Here is a 22,338-nt window from a genome sequence, read left to right as displayed (position 1 = left end):
CGATAAGTGAATGGCAAAAGCCGCTGATCGCCGTTTGTCGCTCGGACGGTGAGGAAAACAAGACAATGCAGGGATGATCCACCAAGGATCATCAGTAAGGGCATTTTCCGAACGACTTGGAAAACGCCGGAGTGTCGGGGCAACAATCCTTCAAGGAGGACATGAAATGCCCAAGTTCAACAACCTGGTCGGGATCCTCGCGATCAGCGCCGCGCTCACCGGCGGTGCCGTGACCCTGGGTACGGCTGTCGCCGCCACCAGCGCGAACGCCGCGACCGTCATGGGCGGCTACGTGGGCGGCGGTGGCTACTACCCCTACGCGAACTACAACCGCAACCGGAACGCGCAGCGGCAGAAGAACAAGGGTCTGAACGGCAACAAGAACAAGAACAAGAACAAGACGAAGCAGTGGCAGCACGAGCGGCAGAACCAGGCTCAGAACCAGTTCCTGCTGCGTGACTTCACGCTCGTCCTCACGCCGTTCCAGAAGACGGACACCGACGCGCGGGCGCTTCCGTACAACTGGCAGTACGGAAACACGCAGTCCTACCCGTACACCCGCACGAACAGCTACAGCGACCAGTTCAACAACCCGCGTCAGGACCAGGACGCGCAGGCCCAGCCGAAGACGAACACGGCCACCGAGGTCAACCCGCGCATCAAGAAGAAGGACATCGACGCGGACATCGACGTGGACGTGGAGAAGGAGAAGAAGATCGAGAAGGAGAAGAGGGACTACGACCGCGACTACCGGCCGGAGATCGTGCCCTGACCGGTTCCGCACGAGCGGCCTCGGTGAACGTCCCGGCCACGGCGGGTGGCGCGGCAGCCGAAGGCCACCCGTGCTCGTGACCCGCGGCCTCATCTGAGCCGCGGCCCGCGAGCGACGCAAGACACACGCGAGTGACGGAGCGGCGGGCACGCCCGTCCGCCGCTCCGTCCGCGGTCGAGCAAGCAGTTGAGAGAGCAGAGCACCGGCGGCGTGTTCGAGGAGAGGACCGCCGGTGCCAGGCGAACGCATCGCGCCGCGTCACACACGACGGCGCCGAACCCACTACCACCCGCCCTGGTCCCTCATCGGACCGGGCTGGGGTCGCGATATTCAGAGGAGAAACACCCAAATGTCCGCGTTGAAGAACATCGCCGGGCTTCTCGCCCTCGGCACCGCGCTGAGCGGCGCGGCCATCGCGCTCGGCGGCGCCACCGCCGGCACGGCGAGCGCAGCGACCGTCATGGGCGGGTACGTTCCCGCTCCGTCCGGCGGCGTCCGCTACGTCCGGCCGAGCTACAACCGCAACTACAACACCAACCGGCAGGCCCAGGGGCAGAAGGGCCGTAACAAGAACAAGAACAAGAACAAGAACAAGAACCACGAGTGGCAGCACGCTCGTCAGTCGGAGAACCAGAGCCAGTTCCTGCTGCGTGACTTCACGCTCGTTCTCACGCCGTTCCAGAAGTCGTCGAACGGCTCCGCCGCGGTTCCGTGGAACGCCCAGTGGTCGCAGAACTCCACCATCCCGTACACCAACACCAGCGACTACAACCAGATGCACAACCAGCCGCGGCAGGACCAGGACTCGCAGGCCGACCCGCGCACGAACACGGCCACCGAGATCAACCCGAAGGCCAAGACCAAGGATGTCGACATCGACGTCGACGCCGACATCAAGAAGAAGGAAGAGGAGAAGAAGAAGGACGACTACAAGCGGGACGACTACCGTCGGCCGTCCTACGACGCCGTCCCCTGATTCGCAGCGTCCACAACGCGGCCGCGCTGACCGGTCGCGCTGAGCCTCGGGCCGTAGGCCCGGGCGCCGGATGAACGTGCCCGTGCTCACCTGGGATGAAGTTCCACGCCCATCGTGAGCACGGGCACTCTTCTTCGCCCCCACTTCGACCGCTCTTCGCCGCGCCCACCCCAGGGTTCGTCATCCAGGCCCGGTTGCCTCCAGCCGCCTTCCCTCAGCCGCCGACCTTCAGGGTCGCGCCGCCCCACCCCGCCGCGGACGGGAGCCTCAGTCGCGTTTCCCGAGTCCGCACGGGGGCCACCGCCGCTGGAGCCGTCTCCCCCGCCGCGGCTCGCTCCATGCCCTCTACGAAGCGCCCCTCGAAGCGCCCCTCGGAACGCCCCCTCGAACGCCCTACGCGAAAGCGCCCGCCTCTCGGCTGTTTCCTTCCGCCGGCCTGCCACCACGCCCGCGTGGCCATGCCCGCGCCGCCGCTTCCGCGCACCCGGCACCTTCCCATTGGAATCGGACATTATGGGACAAGTCGCCCCTTTTGTCTCCAATTCGTTCCATAGCCTGCTAATAGCTGATCAAAAGCCATAGAGGCGCGTTTGTCGGGTGATGCCGCCGGACATCAACGTATCGCAGGAACCCGGCCCACGGGGGGCCATAGAGATATTTCTCTCGAATCTCCAAGTGAGAAATATCGGAGGATGCGGGGAATTCCAATCCTTTCAAGGGGGACAGCAATGCCCAAGTTCAAGAACGTTCTCGCCGGACTCGCACTCGGCACCGCGATCGCCGGTGGCGCGATCGCCATGGGCGCCACAGCCGCGAGCGCCGACTGTGGAGACGGCTTCTTCGGTCTCGGCGGCATGCCGCCCCAGAACAACAACTTCTGTCCCATCGGCCTGAACAACAACAACAACAACAACTGCGGCAACTGCGGCAACAACAACAACTGCAACAACAACAACTGGTGCAACAACAACCAGAACAACAACTGGTGGAACAACCAGAGCTTCTGGAACCAGAGCGCGTTCTGCGACAACCTGGACAGCGACTCCAACTTCGCCATCGTCGGCCCCTGCGCCACGATCGCCTTCAGCGACAAGACCAACCGCGACAGCAAGTGGGCCAACAACGGCTGGTGGCAGAACAACAACTGGTGGAACAACAACAACTGCAACAACTGGAACAACAACAACAACAACTTCTGCAACTGAGAAAGGCGGGGCCGGCAACGGCCCGCGAGACGACCGCGCCGCTCGGAATCCTGACAGGTGAAGGGATGACGGAAACGGCCGGCCGCACCGTCCTCCACCGCCTTGACAGGAGAACGGCGCCCTAAGGCGCAGTCACGTTCCCGTGGCGTCGAAAGCTCCGTGAGCAATCCCCGCTCCGGGAACGGCCGTTCGATCCAGCAGAGACAAGGGCTCCGGCGAGACTCCTCGCCGGAGCCCTGACTTTTTCCCCCGTACGGCGGGCCCAGGCACGGAGCCCGAAGCGACGGATTCACGCGCAGGCCCCGGACGGCGCGGGACCCTCCAGGGCGCCACTCCCCGCCCGGCCGGCCAGGCCCCCCATCCGTGCGGCAGCGGCACACAGGCGGACGACGCTCACAACCCCACAGGCCCTCGGGCCATCGCCTCCGTTTCCGTCTCACGGCCGAGCTCCGACGGGAACACCCCTGGCATAAATCGGGCAATCGAGACATTTCTCTCCTAATACTTCTAAGTCCGTTCATAAGACTCTAACTAGTGATCAAAAGGCTTAGATGGCCGTTTGTCGGACCACCTCGCTGGAAATCATGACAGCACAGGAAGTTAGGGCTCAATTAAGAGCCCGAAGGACATTTCTCTCAGAAATGGCCTAAACAAATTCAGGGATCTGAATCCTGTCAAGGGGGACACGCATGTCCAAGCTCCACCAGATCATCGCTGGTCTCGCGCTCAGCACCGCTGCCGTCGGCGGCGCGCTCGCGATGGGCGCCGGCGCCGCCGGCGCCGCGACCAGGACGGGCGACGTGGACCGTCCCATCGTCCGGGACGGCCTGGCAAACGGCGTCGACGACAGCACGGGCGGCATCGCCCAGGGCAACCGGGGTATCGGCGAGCGCGGTGATCGGGAGAACGTCTTCCCTGTCTTCTTCAACCCGAACAACAACAACAACAACGAGCGGAACGACCGTAACCAGAACTTCAACAAGAACGACGACAACTGCTGGTGGAACAACCAGAACTTCTGGAACCAGGGGGCGTTCTCCGACAAGCGGGACGACTTCTCCGGCTTCGGGCTCGTCGCCAAGGACGTCGCGATCGGCTTCCAGGACAAGACGAACAAGGACAACACCTGGTTCAACAACAACTGGTGGAACAACAACAACTGGTGGAACAACAACGACAACAACTGGTGGAACCACAACAACAACGACCGCGTGAACTGAGAAGGCAGGTCCAGCGGCTCCTGCGAGACGATCGCGCCGTTCCGAGAAGGTGACGGGTCCGGAGAACCTCCCACCAGGTTTCCGACCCCGGCACAGGGACTGGCGCCGTTGAGTGCAGAGACACGTTCCTCGACCGGCCGGCCGCTCGCTCACCGAGCGACGGCAGTCTGAACGGGAACGGCCGTCAATCCTCCTACAGTGACAACCAAGGGCTCCGGCGGGAAGGTTCCGCCGGAGCCCTGCTCTTTCCCCGACCGCGGCCATCGCCGCCGCTCGCTTCCCTCCGCGCATTTCCCCGCCCGCGGTCGCAGCCGCTCCCATGCCTCACCGGCCAGCCCCACCACATCGCGATACGGGTAAGCCGGCGCCTCCGCTCGCCGAGCGTCAGAACGGCGGCCGCATCAGGGGGGGCAAATCGTACCTATCACTACATAAGGCGCATTATCCATCGAATCAAGCCTATACGCAGCTAATCATTAACTAAAAGCAGCAGACGTCAGTTTGTCGGACCGCCCGGCAGGAAATCACAACTAGCGTCGGAAGCAAGGCTCAATAAGGGCCACGAAGGAATTCCCGTCCACAGCAGGCGGACGGGAAATGCCGACAGACGCAGGGCAATTCGAAATTGAATCCTGTCAGGGAGGAACCATAATGCCCAACCTCAAGAAGATCTTCGCAGGGCTCGCGCTCAGCACCGTGGCCGTCGGCGGGGCCGTCGCCATGGGCGCCACGGCCGCCAGCGCCGACGACAACCCCTTCTTCTTCAAGAAGGAGGACCGCCCCATCGTCAAGGACGGCGCGGCCAACGGCGTCGACGACAGCACGGGCGGCATCGCCCAGGACAACAAGAAGGGGAACGACTTCTCTCCGCGCGCGTTCTTCCCGAACAACGACCGGGAGCGCAACGACCGCGACCACAACATCAACGACCGCAACCAGAACAACTGGTGGGACACCAACAACTGGTGGGGCCAGAACCTCTACAAGGACGACAAGTCTGAGCACGACGCCTTCGGTCTCGTCGCCAAGGATGTCGCCTTCGGTTTCCAGGAGAAGGACGACAAGGACTTCAACTGGCTCAACAACAACTGGTGGGCCGACCAGAACTGGTGGGACCACAACAACAACGACTGGTGGAACCGCAACGACCGCGATCACCGCAACAAGAACGACAACAACCACAACAACGACGTCTGATCCGCGAGGCCTGACGCCTCGCGCGACACCGCGCCGTCCGGTCGGGTGACGGGAGCCAGTGGGCGGGATCGCCTGCGAATCCTTCCATCGGCCGGGGACGACGGCGCCGGTGAGTGCAGCCAGGTGTTTCCAGCGCATCCGCGCGCCGAGCGGCAGGAGGCCTGAAAACACCGTCCATCGGATGGCATGAGACAAGGGCTCCGGCGAGATCCTCGCCGGAGCCCTGACCTTTGCGCGCCCGATCCCGCCACCGTCACCGCACGGCACCGTCCTCGGCGAACCGGCTCTCACTGGCCGAAGCGAACGAGAACGGGGATTGAGGACCACCGCGGCGGGGAACGTACCCCCGATTCCGCATGGGCACGTCAGACGTGAACGTCGATCAGGTCAGCGGTCGCCTATCCCGGGGCATCGCACCACAACGCGAGCCCAAATCCCCTCCGGCCGAGTTTGTCGGCAGGCCACATCGGCAATTAAGACGCCACGGGCGATGACCGGACATACAGGACATCACCCGGACATTTCCGACAGTCACCGGGAATGTCGCACTCGGGCACTCCATCCTTCGAGGAGGACCTCAATGCCCAAATTCCGGAACGTCATCACCGGTCTGGCGGTCAGCACGGCAATCACCGGCGGCGCGCTCGCCCTGAGCGCCACCACGGCCCACGCAGCCACCCCTGGCACCCCGACCATCAGCAGCAACTGGGGCCACGGCCCGGGTCACTGCGGACGTCGCGGACGCGGTTGCCGTAACACGGCCGTCAACCGTAACGAGTTCCGCGTCCTTAAGTTCAAGAAGGAGAAGAAGGTCATCCGGCCCGTCGAGGCACACGCATCCGGTGACGCCGTCCTCGAGATCGACGGCGACGACGACGACTGACGGATGACACCCAGTCGTACGGGGCCGTCGGCGCGAAGCCGCGGTGTCCGGGCCCGCCCTGATCACGCCTCCGCCATCTCCGTGGCGATCGGGCGGCGGCGAACGGGCGGCCGAGAGCTTGCGGCCCTGTACGGATCGCCCACTTCCGTACCGTGAAGAAAGCCCCGGCGGCATTGCCGCCGGGGCTCCTCTGGAGAGATCCGAACAGAAGAGATCCGAACAGACCTGGCGGGCTCAGGCGGAGCGGCGGGTCTTCCGCTTCTTCGGCGCCTTCTCCTCCTCGTCCGCACCGTCAGATGTGGCCTTCCCCGAGGCGGCGGCCTTGGCCTTGGCGGCTCTGCCGGGCGACTTGGCGGCCGCGGCGGGACCCTGACGCTCCCGCTTGGCCGCCTCGACACTGGCCCGCAGCGCGGCCATGAGGTCGACGGCCGGCCCGGCCTCGGCGGGCGCCTCGGGGGCGACGACCTCCTTGCCCGCCACCTTCGCCTCGATGACCTCCTGCAGCGCCTCACGGTAGGCGTCCTTGTACTCCGCGGGATCGAAGTCCGCCACCATCGTGTCGATCAGGGACTCGGCCATCTTCAGTTCCTGGGGCCGCACGTCGACGTCCTCCTCCAGGAACCCGAAGTCGGCCTCGCGGATCTCGTCCGGCCAGAGCATGGTCTCCAGCACGAAGACGCCGTCGCGGACCCGGAGCGCGGCCAGCGACTCGCGCTGCCGCAGGGCGACCTTCACGACCGCCACCTGTCCCGACCGCTCCAGGGCGTCCCGCAACAGCACGTACGGCTTGGCGCCCTGCCCGTCCGGCTCCAGGTAGTAGGACTTGGCGAAGTAGATGGGGTCGATCTGGTCCGCGGGGGTGAACTGCAGCACGTCGATCCTGCGGGAGGTGGTCAGCGGCAGGTCGGCGAAGTCCTCGTCGGTCAGCACGACCATCTCGCCGGTCGCGAGCTCGTACCCCTTCGCGATGTCGGAGTAGGGCACCTCTTCGCCGTCGACCGAGCAGACCCTCTTGTATTTGATCCTTCCGCCGTCCTCCCGGTGCACCTGGTGGAACGTGACGTCCTTCTGCTCGGTCGCCGAGTAGAGCTTCACCGGGATGGTGACAAGACCGAACGAGATCGCGCCTTTCCAGATGCTGCGCATAGCCACATTCTCGTCTCTGTGTTCGAACAACGCCATGGTGGGATTCAAGGGAGTTACCTCATGGGCAGGTACCCACTATGGCGGTGCCGTATCCGATCGAGCCGATGCTTGCCATTCCAGGAGAAATCCCCTCCGATCCTGGGGCGTACGCGCTGGAGGTGAAGTGGGACGGCATCCGCGCGCTCGCGTACGTCGACGGCGGCGTGCGGGTCAGCGGGCGGCACGGCGCCGACTTCACCTCCCGGTATCCCGAGATCTCCGCCGCCATGGCCCCGCTGGCCGGGCGCAGGGCGGTCGTCGACGGCGAGGTGGTGGCCTTCGACCCCGAGGGCCGGCCCAGCTTCGCCCGGCTGCAAAGACGCATGCACATCACCGATCCCGCCGGGGCCCACCTGCTCGGCCGGCTGCCGGTCTCCTATGTGCCCTTCGACCTGCTCCATCTCGACGGTCACACCTTGCTCGACCTACCGTACGCGGACCGGCGGGCGCTGCTCGACTCGCTCGGCCTGGGCGCGCCGCCGTACCTTCCCTGCGAACCGGCGGTGCTGGAGGCGACCAGGCGACAGGGGCTGGAGGGCGTGGTCGCAAAACGCCTCGACTCGCCCTACCGGCCGGGGCGCAGGGCCGAGTGGTGGATCAAGGTCAAGAACCTGCGCACCGCCGAGGTGGTCGTCGGCGGCTGGCGGCCGGGCAAGGGGCGCCGCGCGGGCGGCGTCGGCTCGCTCCTGCTCGGCATGTACGCCAGGGCCTCCCCGGCCGAGTTCCTCTTCGTCGGCCACGTGGGCACCGGGTTCACCGACGCGATGCTCGGCGACGTCCTCCGCCTGATTGAGCCGCTCGAGATCGGGCAGAGCCCCTTCTCTGGCGGGCTTCCCAGGGAGATCTCCAGGAACGCCCGGTGGGTCAGGCCCGAAGTGGTCGGCGAGGTGGCGTTCACGATGTGGACGCGCGACGGACGGCTGCGCACCCCCGTGTGGCGGGGCGTGCGCGCCGACAAGATCCCCGCGGAGGTGCGGCGGGAGGAGCAGCGATGACGGATAAGGTGCGGGTGAAGGTGGAGGGCCGCCTGCTTGTCCTGACCAACCTGGACAAGGTTCTCTATCCCGACGCCGCGTTCACCAAGGCCGAGGTGATCGACTACTACACCCGGATCGCACCGGTCCTGCTGCCGCACCTGAAGGGGCGCCCGCTCACGGTCAAGCGCTACCCGAACGGCGTCGACGGCCAGTTCTTCTTCGAGAAGAACGTCCCCGAGCACACGCCCGACTGGGTCCGTACGGTGACCCTGCCCGCACCGGGCAGCACCAAGAACCGCGAGGAGATCGACTTCGCGGTCGTGGAGGACCTGCCGACCCTGGTCTACTACGCCAACCTGGCCGCCCTGGAGATCCACGTGCCCATGTGGCGGGTGGCCAAGGACGGCGAGCCGCAGCCGCCGGACACCCTCGTCTTCGACCTCGATCCCGGCGCCCCCGCCACGATCGTCGACTGCTGCCGGGTCGCCGTCCTGCTGCGCCAGGCCCTGGCCGACGACGGCCTGGACAGCCACCCCAAGACCAGCGGCCAGAAGGGCATGCAGCTCTACGTCCCCTGGGACCGGGGCCCGGGCACCTCCGACTACGCCAAGGCGCTCGCCCGGCGGATGCAGGCCGAGCATCCGTTCGTGACGAGCGTGATGGCGAAGAAGGAGCGGCCGGGCAAGGTCTTCATCGACTGGAGCCAGAACAACCCGGCCAAGACGACGATCGCGCCCTACTCCCTGCGCGCCGCCGAGCGGCCGACCGCGTCCACTCCCCTGCTGTGGGAGGAGGTCGAGGCGTGCGACAGCCCGGACCAGCTGGTGTTCACCGCGTCTGACGTGCTGCGGCGCGTGGCGGAACACGGCGACCTGTTCGCACCCCTCACCGCTTAGCCCGGCCGCCACCCTGGCCGTAGTGTGGGACCTGTCGCAGCCGACCTTCGAACGGAAGGACAAGCAGATGCCCGAGATGGACCCCCTCGACGAGGTGGTCGAGGAGATCTCGATCGAGGCCCCGGAGGCCGACGCGGTCGAGCAGCACCAGCTCGTCAAGGTCGCCGACGACAGGCGCTGGCCCGAGCGCGTTCCGTTCGACGCCGACCCGGCCGACGTGGCCGAGCAGGAGCGTACGGTCGACCTCGACGACGACGACTATCGCTGATCCGGATTACCGACACGTAGGATGAGGCCGCGGGGCGGGAGCCCCCGATGCGCATCTTGCAAGGAGACTGCCGTGACCGCTACCCCGGACGCCAAGCCCCGGGGCACCCGGCTACCCCGGATGGCCCGCCGCCGCCAGTTGCTGAGCGCGGCACAGGAAGTGTTCGTGGAGAACGGCTACCACGCGGCGGCGATGGACGAGATCGCCGAGCGGGCCGGTGTGAGCAAGCCTGTGCTCTACCAGCACTTCCCGGGCAAGCTGGAGCTGTACCTCGCGCTGCTCGACCTGCACGTCGACGACATGGTGACCCGATGCCGGCAGGCGCTCGAGTCCACCACCGACAACAAGCAGCGGGTGCAGGCCGCCATCGGCGCCTTCTTCGACTTCGTCTCCAGCCAGGGCGAGGCGTTCCGGCTCGTCTTCGAGTCCGACCTGCGCAACGTCGCGCCCGTACGGCAGCGGATGGAGCGTTCGCTGCACGAGAGCGCCGAGGCGATCAGCCGGGTGATCCAGGAGGACACCGGCTGCTCAAGCGACGAGGCGCACCTGCTCGGCGTGGGCCTGGTCGGCATGGCCGAGGTGAGCGCGCGCTACTGGCTGAGCAGCCACGGCTCGATCCCCAAGGAGGCGGCGACCCAGCTGATGGCGCGCCTGGCCTGGCGCGGCATCAGCGGTTTCCCGCGCACCGGCTGACCGGAATCCTGTTCGCTTCACGCGATCACGGAGCTGACCGCTCCCCGAGGCGACGACGATGGACAGGGAACAGCCCTCGCGAAAGGGGAGCCCGATGGAAATAAAGATCGGCGTGCAGTCGGTGCACCGTGAGCTCGTCGTGGAGACCGACCTGTCGGCCGAGGAGATCGAGGAGGAGCTCCGCAAGGCGCTCGCCTCCGACAAGGGCGTCTTCTCGCTCACCGACACGAAGGGCCGCCGAGTGGTCGTCCCCGTGGACTCGCTCGGCTTCGTCGAGATCGGCGAGGACCAGTCGCGCCCCGTCGGCTTCGGCGGGACGCTCTAAAGCGCCTCCGCCATCGTCACCGGCCGGCCGGCGGCGCGCGCCCACCACGCGCGCCGCCCCGGCGGCCGACCGTGATCGGCGCGCTGAGGTGATCGGCCCGCGGTCAGGTGCGTCGGTAACCGCATCCGCGGGGGCGACGGGTCAGATCCGCGTGATGGGGATCCCGCCTCCCGCTGATCGTCGGACAGCCCGCGCTTCCTCTCCGCAACACCGCACGCGGAGTCCAGGTGTTCGGCCCACATCTCGTCAAGGAAGTGCCGTAGCGGCGCGAGGCCCTCATGCTCGCACCGTACATCCGTTTGGCACGTGCGCGACCCATGAACGCCTGACCGGCCGGTGTCCGGGGCGGGCTCCCGGCCCTCCCGATCACCGCCGTTTCAGGATTCGCGCCAGGTCAGCGGGGATCGAGGGCGCGAAGCGCCGCATCGACGTCCCCGCCCGAAGCCATGAAGATCACGGACCGGGCGTGAGGCCGAGGGCGGCCATCCGCTTGCCGTGCTCCTCGGTCAGCCTGGCGAACATCCGCCCGACCTCCGCCAGGTTCTCGCCCTCCTCGCCCACCAGCAGGGCGGCGAGCTGCGGCCGGACGGCGGCGAGCCGCTGCCCCTGGCTCAGCGCCTCGCCGACCATGCGGCGCGCCCACAGCGCGAGACGGCCGCACAGCCGCGGGTCGGCGTCCAGCGCGGCACGCACCCGCTCCACCGCGAACTCCCCACGACTCTCGTCAGTCAGCACCTCGTCCACCAGGGCGCTGATCGAGGGATCGGTGCGGCGCGCCGCCTCGCGGTAGAAGTCGCCCGCGATCCCCACGCCGACATACGCCTTGATGAGCGCCTCGTACCAGTCCTTCGGCCTCGTCTGGGCGTGCCAGGCGTCGATCGCCTCCACGAAGGGGGCCATGGCCTCCTCAGGATCGACGCCGAGCGAGGCCAGCCGGTCCCGCAGCACCCGGAAGTGCCCGTACTCGGTCGCGGCCACGTCCCCGAGGGCGGCCCTGTCGTTCAGCGTCGGAGCCAGCAGTGCGGCGTCCTCGGCCAGCCGGAGGAAGGCGGTGAGCTCGGCGTACGCGAGGACACCGAGCAGGTCCACGGTCCCGGGAGAGGAATCACTCATGGGTGCAGCGTACGGCTCCCGCGCCGCCTCGCCGGCGCCCCGCTCGTCACCCGCTTCCCGGCGGCTTCCCCTCCGGCACAGCAAGAGCTTTTAGCGAGAAGACGCAGAAATCGGTTCCGTGTTGTGGTATCGAGTAGACTGCTTCGTGGAAGTGCGACCGCACTGCGTGGATCAGTACGGTGTCGATCACCGTATCGATCCCTGTGTCGATCCGGGGCCATCCCCGGACCCCCAGGAACCACTGGATGCCGCGGTCGCTGATTCACGACGAGGGCGCGACTGTCCGCGAGGACCCGGACCGGGGAGGCTCTGCCGGCCGGCTGTCCCGGAGGGCCGCCTTCGCACTGATTGAGGCAGGCCACGCTGACAACGACGTTCCGAGACCTGGGAGTCATCCCAGAGATCGCTGATGCGCTCGAGACCGAGGGCATCACTTCACCATTCCCGATTCAGGAGATGGCGCTCCCGCTGGCGCTGGCCGGCCAGGACGTCATCGGACAGGCGCGCACCGGCACCGGCAAGACCTATGCCTTCGGCGTCGCCATGCTCCAGCTCGTCGGCAAACCCAGGAAGAACCGCAAGAAGCCCCGCGGCCTGGTTCTCGTGCCGACCCGCGAGCTGGCCCTCCAGGTGACCGAGGACCTGGTCCTCGCCGCCGGGAAGCTGGGGTCGCGCATCCTCACCGTGTACGGCGGGCGCGCGTACGAGCCGCAGATCGAGGCGCTCAAGAACGGCGTCGACGTGATCGTCGGAACGCCGGGGCGGCTGCTCGACCTGGTCAAGCAGAAGCACCTCGACCTCGGCCAGATCACCATGCTCGTCCTCGACGAGGCCGACCGCATGCTGGACCTCGGCTTCCTTCCGGACATCGAGCGGATCATCAGGCTGGTGCCGGAGAAGCGGCAGACCATGCTGTTCTCCGCCACCATGCCCGGCGAGATCGTGAACCTGTCCCGCCGCTACCTCACCCAGCCGACCCGGGTCCGGGCGGAGAGCGGCACGGCCGAGGCCGAGACGACCACGCTGACGACGCAGCATGTCTACCGCACGCACCGCATGGACAAGATCGAGATCGTGGCCCGCCTGCTGCAGAGCAGGGGCGCCGGGCTCACGATGGTGTTCTGCGAGACCAAGCGGGCCTGCGACATGGTCGCCGAGCAGCTCAAGGACAAGGGCTTCGCGGTGGCGGCCGTCCACGGCGACCTCGGCCAAGGCCAGCGCGAGCAGGCGCTGCGGGCGTTCCGCAGCGGCAAGATCAACGTGCTGGTGGCCACCGACGTCGCGGCGCGCGGCATCGACATCGACGACGTCACCCACGTCGTCAACTACGACTGCCCGCAGGACGAGAAGGCATACGTCCACCGGATCGGCCGCACGGGCCGGGCGGGCCGCACGGGCGTCGCCGTGACCTTCGTCGAGTGGACCGAGCTGGCCCGCTGGAAGGTCATCAACAACGCCCTCTCGCTGGACTTCACCGAGCCCGTCGAGACCTATTCGAGCTCCCCGCATCTGTACGCCGACCTCGACATCCCCGAGGGGACCAAGGGCGTGCTGCCGCGCGCCCAGCGCTCCCGGGCGGGCCTGGAGGCCGAGGAGATCGAGGACCTCGGGGAGACCGGGCGCACCCGCACCCGCGGCAAGTCCCGCCGCGGGGACGGCCGCGACAACACCCGCGACAACGGCCGCGAGAACACCCGCGACAACACCGAGGAGCGCCGCGAGCGCCCCGCCCGCACCCGCGAGCGGCGGCGGACCCGTGGAGGCCGCCTCCAGGACGTCGGGGCTCCCTCGGGAGAGACCGAGGCGCCGGCTCCGCTGGAGGCCCCTGTGGAGGCTCTTGCCGAGGCCGCTGTGGATGCCGATGCGGAGCTCTCTCTGGAGACCGCTGCCGAGGCCGCGCCGGGGCGCCGTGGGCGCAGGGGCGCGAACGCTGCGGCCCTGACCGGCGCGCTGGCCGACGTCACAGCCGTACGGCCCGGCAAGGACGGCCCGGTAGAGGGCGCTGTGGACGGCGTGGAGACCGGTGACGGGCCGGAGCCTGAGGCGGCGGCCACCCGCAGGACCACCCGCCGCAGGACCCGCGCCGCCGACCCGGCGCCCGCGGTCGAGGAGCAGGTGGAGGAACGTCCGGCCCGGCGCCGCAGGACCCGTGCCGCCGAGACCGCCGACCAGGCGATCCCGGTGGAGGGGCCGGCCGTGGAGGCGCCCGTGACCGAGGTCGCCGACGAGCCCGCCGAGCGACCGGCCCCGCAGCCGCAGCCGGAGCCGGAGCGGATCGTCCCGGCCAGTCCGTTCATGATCGTGTTCAGGTCTCCCGACCTCGCGACCGATGACGACGATCCCGCGCCGTCCGCCGCGAGCGAGCGCGCCCAGCAGCGGCGCCGCCCGCCCCGGCCGCGTCCCCGCCGTACGGGGTGAGGGGCCGGCACAGGCTCGACTCGGCGATGAGCACGACCGCAGGGGCAGGGAGGGCACCGGACAACCGGCGCTCTCCCTGCCCCCGTTCTTTGAGGGCCGCTTCGCCCGCAGTGGGTATGACCTGGACAGGAGGCATGCGCAATGACCGTCCGAAACCCTCGTAGTCCCTTCGGCAGTGTCGCCGGGATCTTCCCTGGGTATCGTGATGCCACGTGAGTGAGCGAGCCTTCAGCAGACGGTCCAGGACGTGGGGCCGGCCCGGCCCATCGGTTCCCGGGATCCGGGGTGAGGTGGAGGAGGCCTCGTGAGCACGCCACGGTTCCTTACCCTTCCTCCGGGTGTCAGCAGTGAGCAGATCGAGACGCCGCTGGGCTCGTTCGCGGCCCTCGAAGCGCTTCCGTCCAGCGGTGTCCCCGAGCGCTGGCCTGCCCTTCTCGTCCCCGGTTTCACGGGGTCGAAGGAGGACTTCATCGCCGTGCTGCAGACGCTGGCGCAGGCCGGCCGCAGGGTGATCGCGGTCGACATGCGCGGGCAGTACGAGACGCCGGGCCCGGACGATCCGTCGGCGTACTCGTGCAGGGCCCTCGGCGCGGACATCGACGCGATCGCCGCGGTGGTCGGCCAGGGTGAGCCCGTCCACCTGCTGGGACACTCCTTCGGCGGCCTCGTCGCCCGGGAGACGGCGCTGAACGGCGCCGCCAAGCTCGCCTCGCTCACGCTCATGAGCTCGGGGCCCGCGGGCATCGTCGGGCCGCGCGAGCGCATGGGCCGGATCATGCTGGCCGAGCTTCCCGAGTACGGCCTCGACTACATGTGGTCGAACAGGATGGAGCCCGAGGCGCTGGCGGCGGGCGTCCCCGACGACATCGTCGCGTTCCTGCGCAAACGGCTGCTCGCCAACCACCCCACCGGTCTCGTGGCGATGGCGCACGAGGTCCTTGGCGCTCCCGACCGCTGTGCGGAACTGGCCGGGTGCGGGCTCGACCTCCTGGTCCTGTACGGCGAGCACGACGACGGCTGGCCCCCGCTGCTGCAGGCGGAGATGGCCCGCAGGCTCGACGCGGAGTGCGTCGTGGTGCCCGGGGCGCTCCACTCGCCGGCCGTCGAGGCCCCCGAGACCACCGCGGCGGCCCTGACCCGATTCTGGAACACGGCGGAGAGCCGGCTGCTCCAGCACCAGCACGGATGACCCGGTCGCCATGCCCGCGACAGGCGGCCTGACCGCCCAGCCTCCGGAGTCCGCGACGTGGCTGGTCCACGTCGACCGGACCATGTGGGTGGGCGGCGTCCGCGGCCTGATGCTGCAGGCCCTGCATCCGCTGGCGATGCGGGGCGTGTGGCAGAACTCCAACTTCCGGGACGATCCCTTCGGCCGGCTGCGCCGCACGGCGGACTTCGTGGGCCGCGTGACGTACGGCAGCCCCGAGGAGGCCGAGGAGATCGGCAGGCGGGTGCGCGCGATCCACAGGACCCTGCGCATCCGCGACCCCGACACGGGCAGGACCCACCGGGTGGACGAGCCCGAGCTGCTGCTGTGGGTCCACTGCGCGGAGGTGACGTCCTACCTGGAGGTCGTCCGCCGCGCGGGCGCCCCGATCAGCGACCGGCAGGCCGACCAGTACCTCGCGGAGCAGCGGCGCAGCGCCACGTACGTCGGGCTTCACGCGGACGACGTGCCCGGCTCGGTCGGCGAGATGAACGACTACTTCGCCCGGATGCGGCCGGTCCTGCGGGTCATTCCCGAATCGGCCGCCGCCGTGCGCTTCCTGCTCTGGCCGCGCCTGCCGGAGAGCATGCGCTTCCTGTCCCCGGCCAAGCCGGCCTACTTCCCGTTCGGCGCCCTGTGCTACTACACGCTGCCCGACTGGGCCCGCCGCCTGTACGGCACGCTTCCCGAGGTGCCCCAGATCGCGGTCACGGCGGCGTTGCGGGCCTTCCGGCTGACCATGAACACGATTCCCGACTTCCTGCACCAGCAGGTGCTGGACGAGGGCACCAGGACGATGCTGCGGGCCTCGCGCGAACGCCTGGGCGGCGCCGGATACGACGTCGGCAAGGGCCTCAGGGCGCTGGTCGATCCTCGCCGCCGTCCCGGCCCTGCGCGGGGCTGAGGCCGGAAGAGCCGGGCGTCTCGGCCAGGCCGTCCCAGGGGAGCCGGTCGGGCGAGGCGGCCCGCCCCTCGGGGCAGTGGCGGCGGAAGTCGCACCAGGAGCAGATGGGGCCCGGTTCCGGCGGGAACAGCCGGTCGATCTCGGGCGGCACCGTGATCTCCGGCACGGGGAGCGCCCCCGCGCCCTTCTCCCGCCGCGGGGCCGGAACGGCGCCCTTGGCACGGCCCTCCCCCGCGTTCCGGGCCCATTCGCGGTAGGCGTCGTCGGCGTCGGCCGCCTCCGTCGCGATGTCCTCGGCCCGGCTCAGGTGCCGGGCGAGCGACTCGTCGGTGTGCTCCCACTCCGCGATCGTCCCGGTGGGCAGGTGGTGCAGCTCCACCCGGTGGCAGGCCCGGCGCATCATGCGGGACGAGGCGATCGCGTAGACGGCCAGCGCGATCGACGAACGGGCGTCGTCGGAGGTCGACGGGCGGCGGCCGGTCTTGTAGTCGACCACGACCAGCTCGTCCCCGCGCCGGTCGAGCCGGTCCACGCGGCCCGAGACGGCGATGACCGACGTACGCGTGGCGACGGTGCGCTCGACGCCCACCGGCTCGTCACCGGGGTCGAGCGTGGCGACGTAGGAGGAGACCATCTCGCGGGCCCGGTCCCGCCACGCGGCCGACTGCTCCTCGTCCCTGAACCCCTCGCGGATCCAGCCGTTGGTGAGCAGCACGGCCGCCATGACCGGCGTACGCCGGTCGTACGGCTCCCGCCACCACGCGGCCAGCGCGTTGTGGACGGAGGCCCCCACGCTGTTGTGCGCCCACGGGGGCCCCTTCTGCGGCGCGGGCCGGTCGAGATAGGTGAAGCGGTAGCGACGCCGGCAGTCGAGCCAGGTGTTCAGGCGCGACGGAGTGCACGTGTAGAGCCGCCTCGGCATGCCGTCGAGGCCGAGCTGCTCCACGGCCCTACTCGTCGAGGTTCAGCTTGATGCCGGACGCCCCGGTGCCGTCCACGAGGGGCGGCGCCGCTTCGGGCTCCTGGGCGCCGGTCAGCGACCCCGACAGCCAGCGGTCGAACTCCGGCTCCAGGTCGCCGATCCTGCCCTCCTCGCCGTGCGCGGGGAGAACCCTCGTCTCGTGCGGCAGCGTGAACAGCCTCTCGCCGATCGAGGTGAGCTGGTCGGCGAGCGCGGGGTACTCCCCGCCGAGCTTGCCGGGGCCGTCCATGAGCAGGGTCTTGCCGGTGAAGACCGCGCCGAGGCCCTCGCAGTAGAGCGAGACGCCGCCCGGCGTGACGCCCGGCGTGGAGAGCACCTCCAGCTCGACGTCGGCCACGGAGAACAGCCCCTCGTCCTCCATCTCGATGTCGGGCCAGGTCTCCTCCCAGGTCTGGCGCCACAGGCGCTTGTCCTTGGGGTGGACGGCGATCACGGCCTCGTCCCTGGCCGCCACCTCGATCGCGGCGCCCACGTGGTCGGGCAGGCCGTGGGTGCAGATGACGGCGAGGACCTCGCGGTCGCCGACCTTCTCCAGGATCTTGTCGGCGTCCCGCGCCGGGTCGATGACGATCACCTCGTCGTCGTCGCCCACGATCCAGGTGTTGTTCTCGACCTTGTGCTCGTCGCCTTCGATGTCCACGAGGCCCGAGGTCACCACTCGTTCGATGCGCGCTGTCACGGCTCAGAACCTTACTATCCCCAACGCTTCGGACCCGCCGTACTAGACATCCCCGTCGAGGCGCGGCGAGAAGGCGCCGAAGGGCAGGTCGAGCGCCTGGTCCTGGTCCCGCAGGTCACGCAGCGACAGGTTGGCCAGCGCGATGAAGCAGCCGGCCTCGACCGGCCAGGCGACCGTCCACAGCCAGTTGCCGAGGGCCTCGCCCACATAGACGGCCCGGTCTCCCGGCACCCCCCGCCCCGCGCACCACAGCGCGGTCGGATGGCCGCGTGCGTCGATCTTGGCGTGCGGGGGACCGGCGTCGAAGCCCGCCCCGGGGTCCGGGCCCGGCAGCCCGGCGTACGCGGCGCCGAGACCGATGCCGGGTTCCTCTGCGATGAGCAGCATGTCGGCGGGACCGTGGGTGACCGACGGGCCGGAGAGGGCGACGACGCTCGCCCTCATGCCGGAGCGCTCGTCACCCACCTCGCCGAAGCCCGTCACCAGCCATCCGGAGGGCAGGGGCCACGGGAGCCATACGGGCACCCTGGCCGCCTCGCACAGGGCCTCCAGAGCGGCCTGAGAGGGCCGGCGGGGCGGTTGGAAGGGCAGGACGTCCCCGTGGGCGGCGCATCGCCAGGAACTCGACCAGACGTTCGGTTCGTGTAGCGGCCCGAAGCACCGCGGACATGTTGGCGCGGTTCTCACAAATATTCACGGTGCTTCCGTGACGTCCGTACGTCAAGAGTCTGCCCGTTATCTAGTCGTAATCTTGGTGATGTGCGGTGCATCAGATGTGTGGGCGCGATCGTCACCGACGCCGAGGGGCGTCTGCTGCTCGTGCGGCGGGGCCGCCCTCCCGGCGAGGGGCTGTGGTCGCTGCCCGGCGGCAGGGTCGAGCCCGGCGAGAGCGACGAGCAGGCGCTGCGCCGCGAGCTGCGCGAGGAGACCGGCCTCGACGTCACCGTCGTGCGGCTCGCCGGGACCGTGCTGCGGCCCGCCCCCGGCGGCGCGACCTACGAGATCCACGACTACGTGGCGACCGCCTCGGGCGTGCCGGTCGCCGGGGACGACGCCGCCGACGCCCGCTGGTGCGCGCCGTCCGACCTCGTACGGCTCCCGCTGACCGACGGCCTCGCCGACGCCCTCGCCGGATGGGGGGTCGTCTCCGGGATCACCGCTCCGTGACGGTGCTGCGCCAGATGGTCAGATGGTCGTCGGCGTAGCCGGCCGACCTGCCGATGGCCACGACCCGGTCGCCGGAGACCGCCACCGCCCCGAGCCACTGCGTCCCCTGGCCGCCGAGGCCGTCCTGGGTGAGCGTCTGGCGCGACCAGTCCACCCCGTCCTCGGACACCCAGGCGGCGCTGTCGGCCTCGCCGCCCCCCGCGGGCGACCGGTGCGACCCGACGGCGACCAGTCCCCGCCCGGTCGCGGTCAGGTCGAGGACCGAGGCGGCGGCGTCGGCGGGCAGCGTGCCGTACTCCCAGCTCGCGCCGTCGTCGGTGGACAGCGCGGAGAACGGGCGGGGACCGTCCTCGGTCATCGCGGTGCCGGCCACCACCACGCCGGCCTTGGTGGCGACCACGTGGCGCAGCCCGGCCGAGGTGGTGTCCGGCGGCAGGACCCGGCCGCGGGCGTTCCAGTTGAGCCCGTCGGTGGAGACCCAGACCACCCCGGTCTCACGGTCGGCGGTGCCCGACCCGCCGACCGCCACGAACCCGCCGGGCGTCGCCGTGACGTCGTAGAGGCGCACCCCCGCCCCTCCGGCCGGCATGCTCCCCGGCGCGGAACGGGTGAACCGCTTGAGGTCGGGGCTGAACCACAGGGCGGGCAGCGTCCCTGTGGCCGACCTGTCCTCCCCCGCCAGGACGTAGCCCTTCGGCCCTGCGGCCACCACGCCGGGCGCGAGCAGGAAGTGACCCGCGGGCACCTCGATGGCGGGACCCGGCCGCCAGCTCTTCCCGTCGGCCGAGGTGACCAGCAGCGGCCGGGTCACCGCCGGGTCGGTCGTCGTGCTGCCGACGGCGAGCCATCCCCTGGGGCCGTGCGCCACGCCGCTGAGCGCCTGGCGACCCGGTCCGCCCAGCAGGTCGGGGAACGCCGCGTCCTTCCAGTTGGCCCCGTTGTTGCCGCTCGTCCAGATCGCGGCGTCGCCGTTGGCCGCGCCCACGGCCACGAACGTGCCGCTGGCGGCGGCGACGTCGGCGGTGTCCCTGGCGAGCCGGTTGAGCCCGGCGATCTCCTTGAGCGGCACGGTGTGCGCCGCCTCGCCCTTCCCCGCGGTGATCAGCACGGGGAGGTTCTCCACGTCGCCGGGCCCGCGCTTGTCGCCGCCGGCCACGAGCACCCCGGCGTCGGTGATGGCCAGCCCGCGCAGCGTCCCGGGGATCCCGCCGAGGTCGGCGCTCCTGGTCCACTTGCGCCCGTCCTGGCTGGTGTAGACGGCGTACCGTTCCCAGGCCGACTCGGCCACCGCCGCGACGCCCGCCGCCGACGCGGCCAGGCCGCGCACGCCCGTCCCCTCCGCGCCGAGCGGCCCTATCGTGCCGCACTGGGTCCAGTCGGCGCCCTCAGGCGAGCAGTAGACCCGGACCTCGCCGCCGTCCGACTTCTGCCGTGTGGGCACGAGCACGAAGCCCTTCCCGGTCACGGCCAGCGCGCCGGGCTCCGCTCGTACGTCCGCCAGGGCCGCGGCCGTGCGCAACCACGTGCGGCCGCCGTCGTCTGAGCGCAGGACGACCGAGATGGAGTCGCCCGAGCCCGGATCGGCCAGCGCCACCACCCGGTCGCCCCGAGCGGCCACCGCCCGCATCGCCCTGACCTTGTCCGGGGTGCCGATCTGGTCGGTGTCCACCCTCGTCCAGCCGACGCCGTCGGGCGACACCCAGGCGACCGGGCCCGCCGTGCCGTCACGGAGGGTCGTGGCGCCCACGGCGAGGAAGCCGGTCGCGGTCCGCGCCACGTCGGTGATCCTGTCCTGGCTCCAGAACGCGGTCAGCCGGGCGGGGTCCACCGCGGTCCAGGACCGGCCGTCGGAGGAGGTCCACATGCCGCGCGCGGCCGGGCCCGCGGAGCCGGGCGCGTCGGTTCCGACGGCGAGCCAGCGGCCGTCGCCGCCCGCGACCCTGCCGACAGCCCCGGGCGAGGACTCGTACCCCGGGGCGTCGGCGACCCGGCCCGTCTGCCAGTGCGCGCCGCCGTCGGCGGACACGAGGAACAGCGGCCGTGCGAGCGGGCTCGTCGTGTCGCTGCCCGCCGCCACCACCGTCGCGCCCGCCGCGGCGAACGCGTTGAGCACCTGGCTGGAGCCGTTGCCCGGCAGCCCGGGCGCCGAGAACGCCGCGTCGCCCGACTGGCCGTCGCCGGCGGCGAGGCGCAGCCCGGCCGTGGACGGGCCGCCGGCCCACCTGACGACGGCCACGCCCAGCACGGCGGCCGCGACGAGGACCACGGCGATCACCGCAGGGGCGACCATCCGGGGGAGGCGCGGAGGGAACCGCCGGACCGGCAGCACCCGCCTGTGGCGGCGCCCGCCGCTCCCCCGGGACGGGCCGACGGCCACGAGCACGTCGGGACGGGCCGGGCGGCCTCCCGGCGGACGCCCGATGCGCTCGACCGGCTCGACCGGCTCGACCGGCTCGTCGTCGTGCTCGGGCTCGACCGGGATCTCGGGGCTCATGCGAATGCCGGAGGGCTCTCCCACTCCGTGACGGGAGGCGGGCTCGGGTGGCGTGTGCGCCCACACGTGCTCCCCCCGCTCGCCGGGGTCGTGCTCATCGGCGTCGTGCTCGCGCAGCGGTCCCGGCGTAGGGGTGTCGATTTCGGGGGCGCCGGGCCCGTCCGGGTTCTCGCGGGGGATCTGGGCACGCCGCCGCCGGGGCGGGCCTGAGGCGACCAGCTTGTCCGGCCGGTTCACGATCCGGCGGCGCCGGCCCTCATCCTGCGCTGTGGACTCCTGTGCCGTCTCCCCCGCCGACCTGGCACCCTCGCCATGCCAGGTCGTGGGGGCGTCCGCGCGGCCGGGCGGGCCGGTCGCGCCGGCGTCGCCGGGCTCGCCGGGGTCCTCGGGACTTCGTCCGCCGGAGCGGCTGTGCCGCGGTTCGCCCGTCCCGGACGGCCCCGTCCCGTACGGCGCCGCGTACGGCCTGCGGCCTGTTCTGGGCCCGCGGTCGCGCCGTGCGTCCGGCTCCGGCCCGCCGCCCGCGTCCGATCCGGGGCGCGGGGCCCAGACGTCGCCGCGTAAGTCGGGATCGCCTAAGTCCGGGTCGCCGATCCTGGGGTACGGCCGGGTGTCCTCGTCGTCCCCCGGCTCACCCGCGTCATCCGGTGCCATGTCCTCGGGAATCGGGGCCGCGAACGGAGGCAGCGCCCACGGGGACGGGCCGGGCGGCCGGTGATGCAGCTCCGGCGGAGGCACGGAGGAGGGTTCGCCTGCGTCGCGCCGGCGGTCGCGCTC

Annotated in this window: 21 protein-coding genes; 15 read left to right on the top strand and 6 right to left on the bottom strand. The window is 70.2% G+C overall.

Annotated features, from left to right (window positions below; translation table 11 throughout):
* The first annotated feature begins 166 nt into the window (after positions 1-166).
* From FLW16_RS34350 to FLW16_RS34325, 6 genes are all read left to right on the top strand, one after another.
* Positions 167-772, top strand: coding sequence for a hypothetical protein (locus FLW16_RS34350; RefSeq protein ID WP_142564549.1), 606 nt, complete (start codon positions 167-169; stop codon positions 770-772).
* A 349-nt stretch (positions 773-1,121) separates the two neighbouring features.
* Positions 1,122-1,748, top strand: a complete 627-nt coding sequence (locus tag FLW16_RS34345; protein ID WP_142564547.1) for a hypothetical protein — start codon at positions 1,122-1,124, stop codon at positions 1,746-1,748.
* Between the two features lie 728 nt (positions 1,749-2,476).
* Complete coding sequence (locus FLW16_RS34340; RefSeq protein ID WP_142564545.1) at positions 2,477-2,953, top strand: hypothetical protein; 477 nt, start codon at positions 2,477-2,479, stop codon at positions 2,951-2,953.
* Between the two features lie 689 nt (positions 2,954-3,642).
* Entirely contained in the window at positions 3,643-4,173 is a 531-nt protein-coding gene (locus FLW16_RS34335; RefSeq protein WP_142564543.1) for a hypothetical protein, read from the top strand.
* Between the two features lie 651 nt (positions 4,174-4,824).
* The gene (locus FLW16_RS34330) at positions 4,825-5,370 is read left to right on the top strand and encodes a hypothetical protein (protein WP_142564541.1); all 546 of its coding nucleotides are present in this window, start codon (positions 4,825-4,827) and stop codon (positions 5,368-5,370) included.
* Positions 5,371-5,950: 580 nt separating this feature from the next.
* On the top strand, positions 5,951-6,253 hold the full coding sequence (locus FLW16_RS34325; protein WP_142564539.1) for a hypothetical protein: 303 nt from the start codon (positions 5,951-5,953) through the stop codon (positions 6,251-6,253).
* Between the two features lie 234 nt (positions 6,254-6,487).
* On the opposite strand, the gene FLW16_RS34320 is transcribed toward FLW16_RS34325, so the two are convergent.
* A complete protein-coding gene (locus FLW16_RS34320; protein ID WP_142564537.1) occupies positions 6,488-7,399 on the bottom strand; it encodes a Ku protein in 912 nt (303 codons plus the stop codon).
* Between the two features lie 104 nt (positions 7,400-7,503).
* Here FLW16_RS34320 and ligD (FLW16_RS34315) point away from each other — a divergent pair, with 104 nt between their 5' ends.
* From ligD (FLW16_RS34315) to FLW16_RS34295, 5 genes are all read left to right on the top strand, one after another.
* Positions 7,504-8,433 (top strand): non-homologous end-joining DNA ligase, encoded by a 930-nt coding sequence (ligD, locus tag FLW16_RS34315; protein ID WP_260615884.1) that lies wholly within the window; start codon positions 7,504-7,506, stop codon positions 8,431-8,433.
* A complete protein-coding gene (ligD, locus tag FLW16_RS34310; RefSeq protein ID WP_142564533.1) occupies positions 8,430-9,311 on the top strand; it encodes a non-homologous end-joining DNA ligase in 882 nt (293 codons plus the stop codon). The genes ligD (FLW16_RS34315) and ligD (FLW16_RS34310) overlap by 4 nt, the downstream gene beginning before the upstream one ends.
* Positions 9,312-9,378: 67 nt before the next feature.
* Entirely contained in the window at positions 9,379-9,579 is a 201-nt protein-coding gene (locus FLW16_RS34305; protein WP_079315499.1) for a hypothetical protein, read from the top strand.
* A gap of 72 nt (positions 9,580-9,651) precedes the next feature.
* Positions 9,652-10,272, top strand: a complete 621-nt coding sequence (locus FLW16_RS34300; protein ID WP_030507436.1) for a TetR/AcrR family transcriptional regulator — start codon at positions 9,652-9,654, stop codon at positions 10,270-10,272.
* A gap of 94 nt (positions 10,273-10,366) precedes the next feature.
* Positions 10,367-10,597 carry a DUF3107 domain-containing protein gene (locus FLW16_RS34295; protein WP_139579282.1) on the top strand — a complete coding sequence of 77 codons (231 nt, stop codon included), beginning with the start codon at positions 10,367-10,369 and terminating at the stop codon, positions 10,595-10,597.
* Positions 10,598-11,050: 453 nt separating this feature from the next.
* Here FLW16_RS34295 and FLW16_RS34290 read toward each other — a convergent pair whose 3' ends face one another.
* Positions 11,051-11,710 carry a ferritin-like fold-containing protein gene (locus FLW16_RS34290; protein ID WP_142564531.1) on the bottom strand — a complete coding sequence of 220 codons (660 nt, stop codon included), beginning with the start codon at positions 11,708-11,710 and terminating at the stop codon, positions 11,051-11,053.
* A 456-nt stretch (positions 11,711-12,166) separates the two neighbouring features.
* Between FLW16_RS34290 and FLW16_RS34285 the strand changes: the two genes are divergently transcribed.
* From FLW16_RS34285 to FLW16_RS34275, 3 genes are all read left to right on the top strand, one after another.
* The gene (locus FLW16_RS34285) at positions 12,167-14,128 is read left to right on the top strand and encodes a DEAD/DEAH box helicase (protein ID WP_221891421.1); all 1,962 of its coding nucleotides are present in this window, start codon (positions 12,167-12,169) and stop codon (positions 14,126-14,128) included.
* Positions 14,129-14,432: 304 nt separating this feature from the next.
* The gene (locus FLW16_RS34280; RefSeq protein ID WP_142564527.1) at positions 14,433-15,317 is read left to right on the top strand and encodes an alpha/beta fold hydrolase; all 885 of its coding nucleotides are present in this window, start codon (positions 14,433-14,435) and stop codon (positions 15,315-15,317) included.
* A 10-nt stretch (positions 15,318-15,327) separates the two neighbouring features.
* Complete coding sequence (locus FLW16_RS34275) at positions 15,328-16,239, top strand: oxygenase MpaB family protein (protein ID WP_142564525.1); 912 nt, start codon at positions 15,328-15,330, stop codon at positions 16,237-16,239.
* Here FLW16_RS34275 and FLW16_RS34270 read toward each other — a convergent pair.
* Genes FLW16_RS34270 through FLW16_RS34260 form a run of 3 tightly spaced genes read right to left on the bottom strand, consistent with a single transcriptional unit; the run spans position 16,190 to position 18,587 of the window.
* Positions 16,190-17,185, bottom strand: coding sequence for a PD-(D/E)XK nuclease family protein (locus FLW16_RS34270; protein WP_142564523.1), 996 nt, complete (start codon positions 17,183-17,185; stop codon positions 16,190-16,192). The two genes, FLW16_RS34275 and FLW16_RS34270, sit on opposite strands and share 50 nt — an antisense overlap.
* A 4-nt stretch (positions 17,186-17,189) precedes the next feature.
* A complete protein-coding gene (locus tag FLW16_RS34265) occupies positions 17,190-17,900 on the bottom strand; it encodes an MBL fold metallo-hydrolase (protein WP_142564521.1) in 711 nt (236 codons plus the stop codon).
* A 42-nt stretch (positions 17,901-17,942) separates the two neighbouring features.
* A complete protein-coding gene (locus FLW16_RS34260) occupies positions 17,943-18,587 on the bottom strand; it encodes a DUF6758 family protein (RefSeq protein WP_142564519.1) in 645 nt (214 codons plus the stop codon).
* Between the two features lie 72 nt (positions 18,588-18,659).
* Between FLW16_RS34260 and FLW16_RS34255 the strand changes: the two genes are divergently transcribed.
* Positions 18,660-19,067, top strand: coding sequence for an NUDIX hydrolase (locus FLW16_RS34255; RefSeq protein WP_142564517.1), 408 nt, complete (start codon positions 18,660-18,662; stop codon positions 19,065-19,067).
* Here FLW16_RS34255 and FLW16_RS34250 read toward each other — a convergent pair.
* The gene (locus FLW16_RS34250; protein ID WP_142564515.1) at positions 19,054-22,215 is read right to left on the bottom strand and encodes a DUF1513 domain-containing protein; all 3,162 of its coding nucleotides are present in this window, start codon (positions 22,213-22,215) and stop codon (positions 19,054-19,056) included. The two genes, FLW16_RS34255 and FLW16_RS34250, sit on opposite strands and share 14 nt — an antisense overlap.
* Positions 22,216-22,338 lie beyond the last annotated feature (123 nt).

The sequence above is a fragment of the Microbispora sp. KK1-11 genome (assembly GCF_006874435.1).
Lineage (GTDB): Bacteria > Actinomycetota > Actinomycetes > Streptosporangiales > Streptosporangiaceae > Microbispora > Microbispora catharanthi.
The sequence above is the reverse complement of the archived record's forward strand: the minus strand, read 5'-3'. Positions and strand labels throughout refer to the sequence as shown.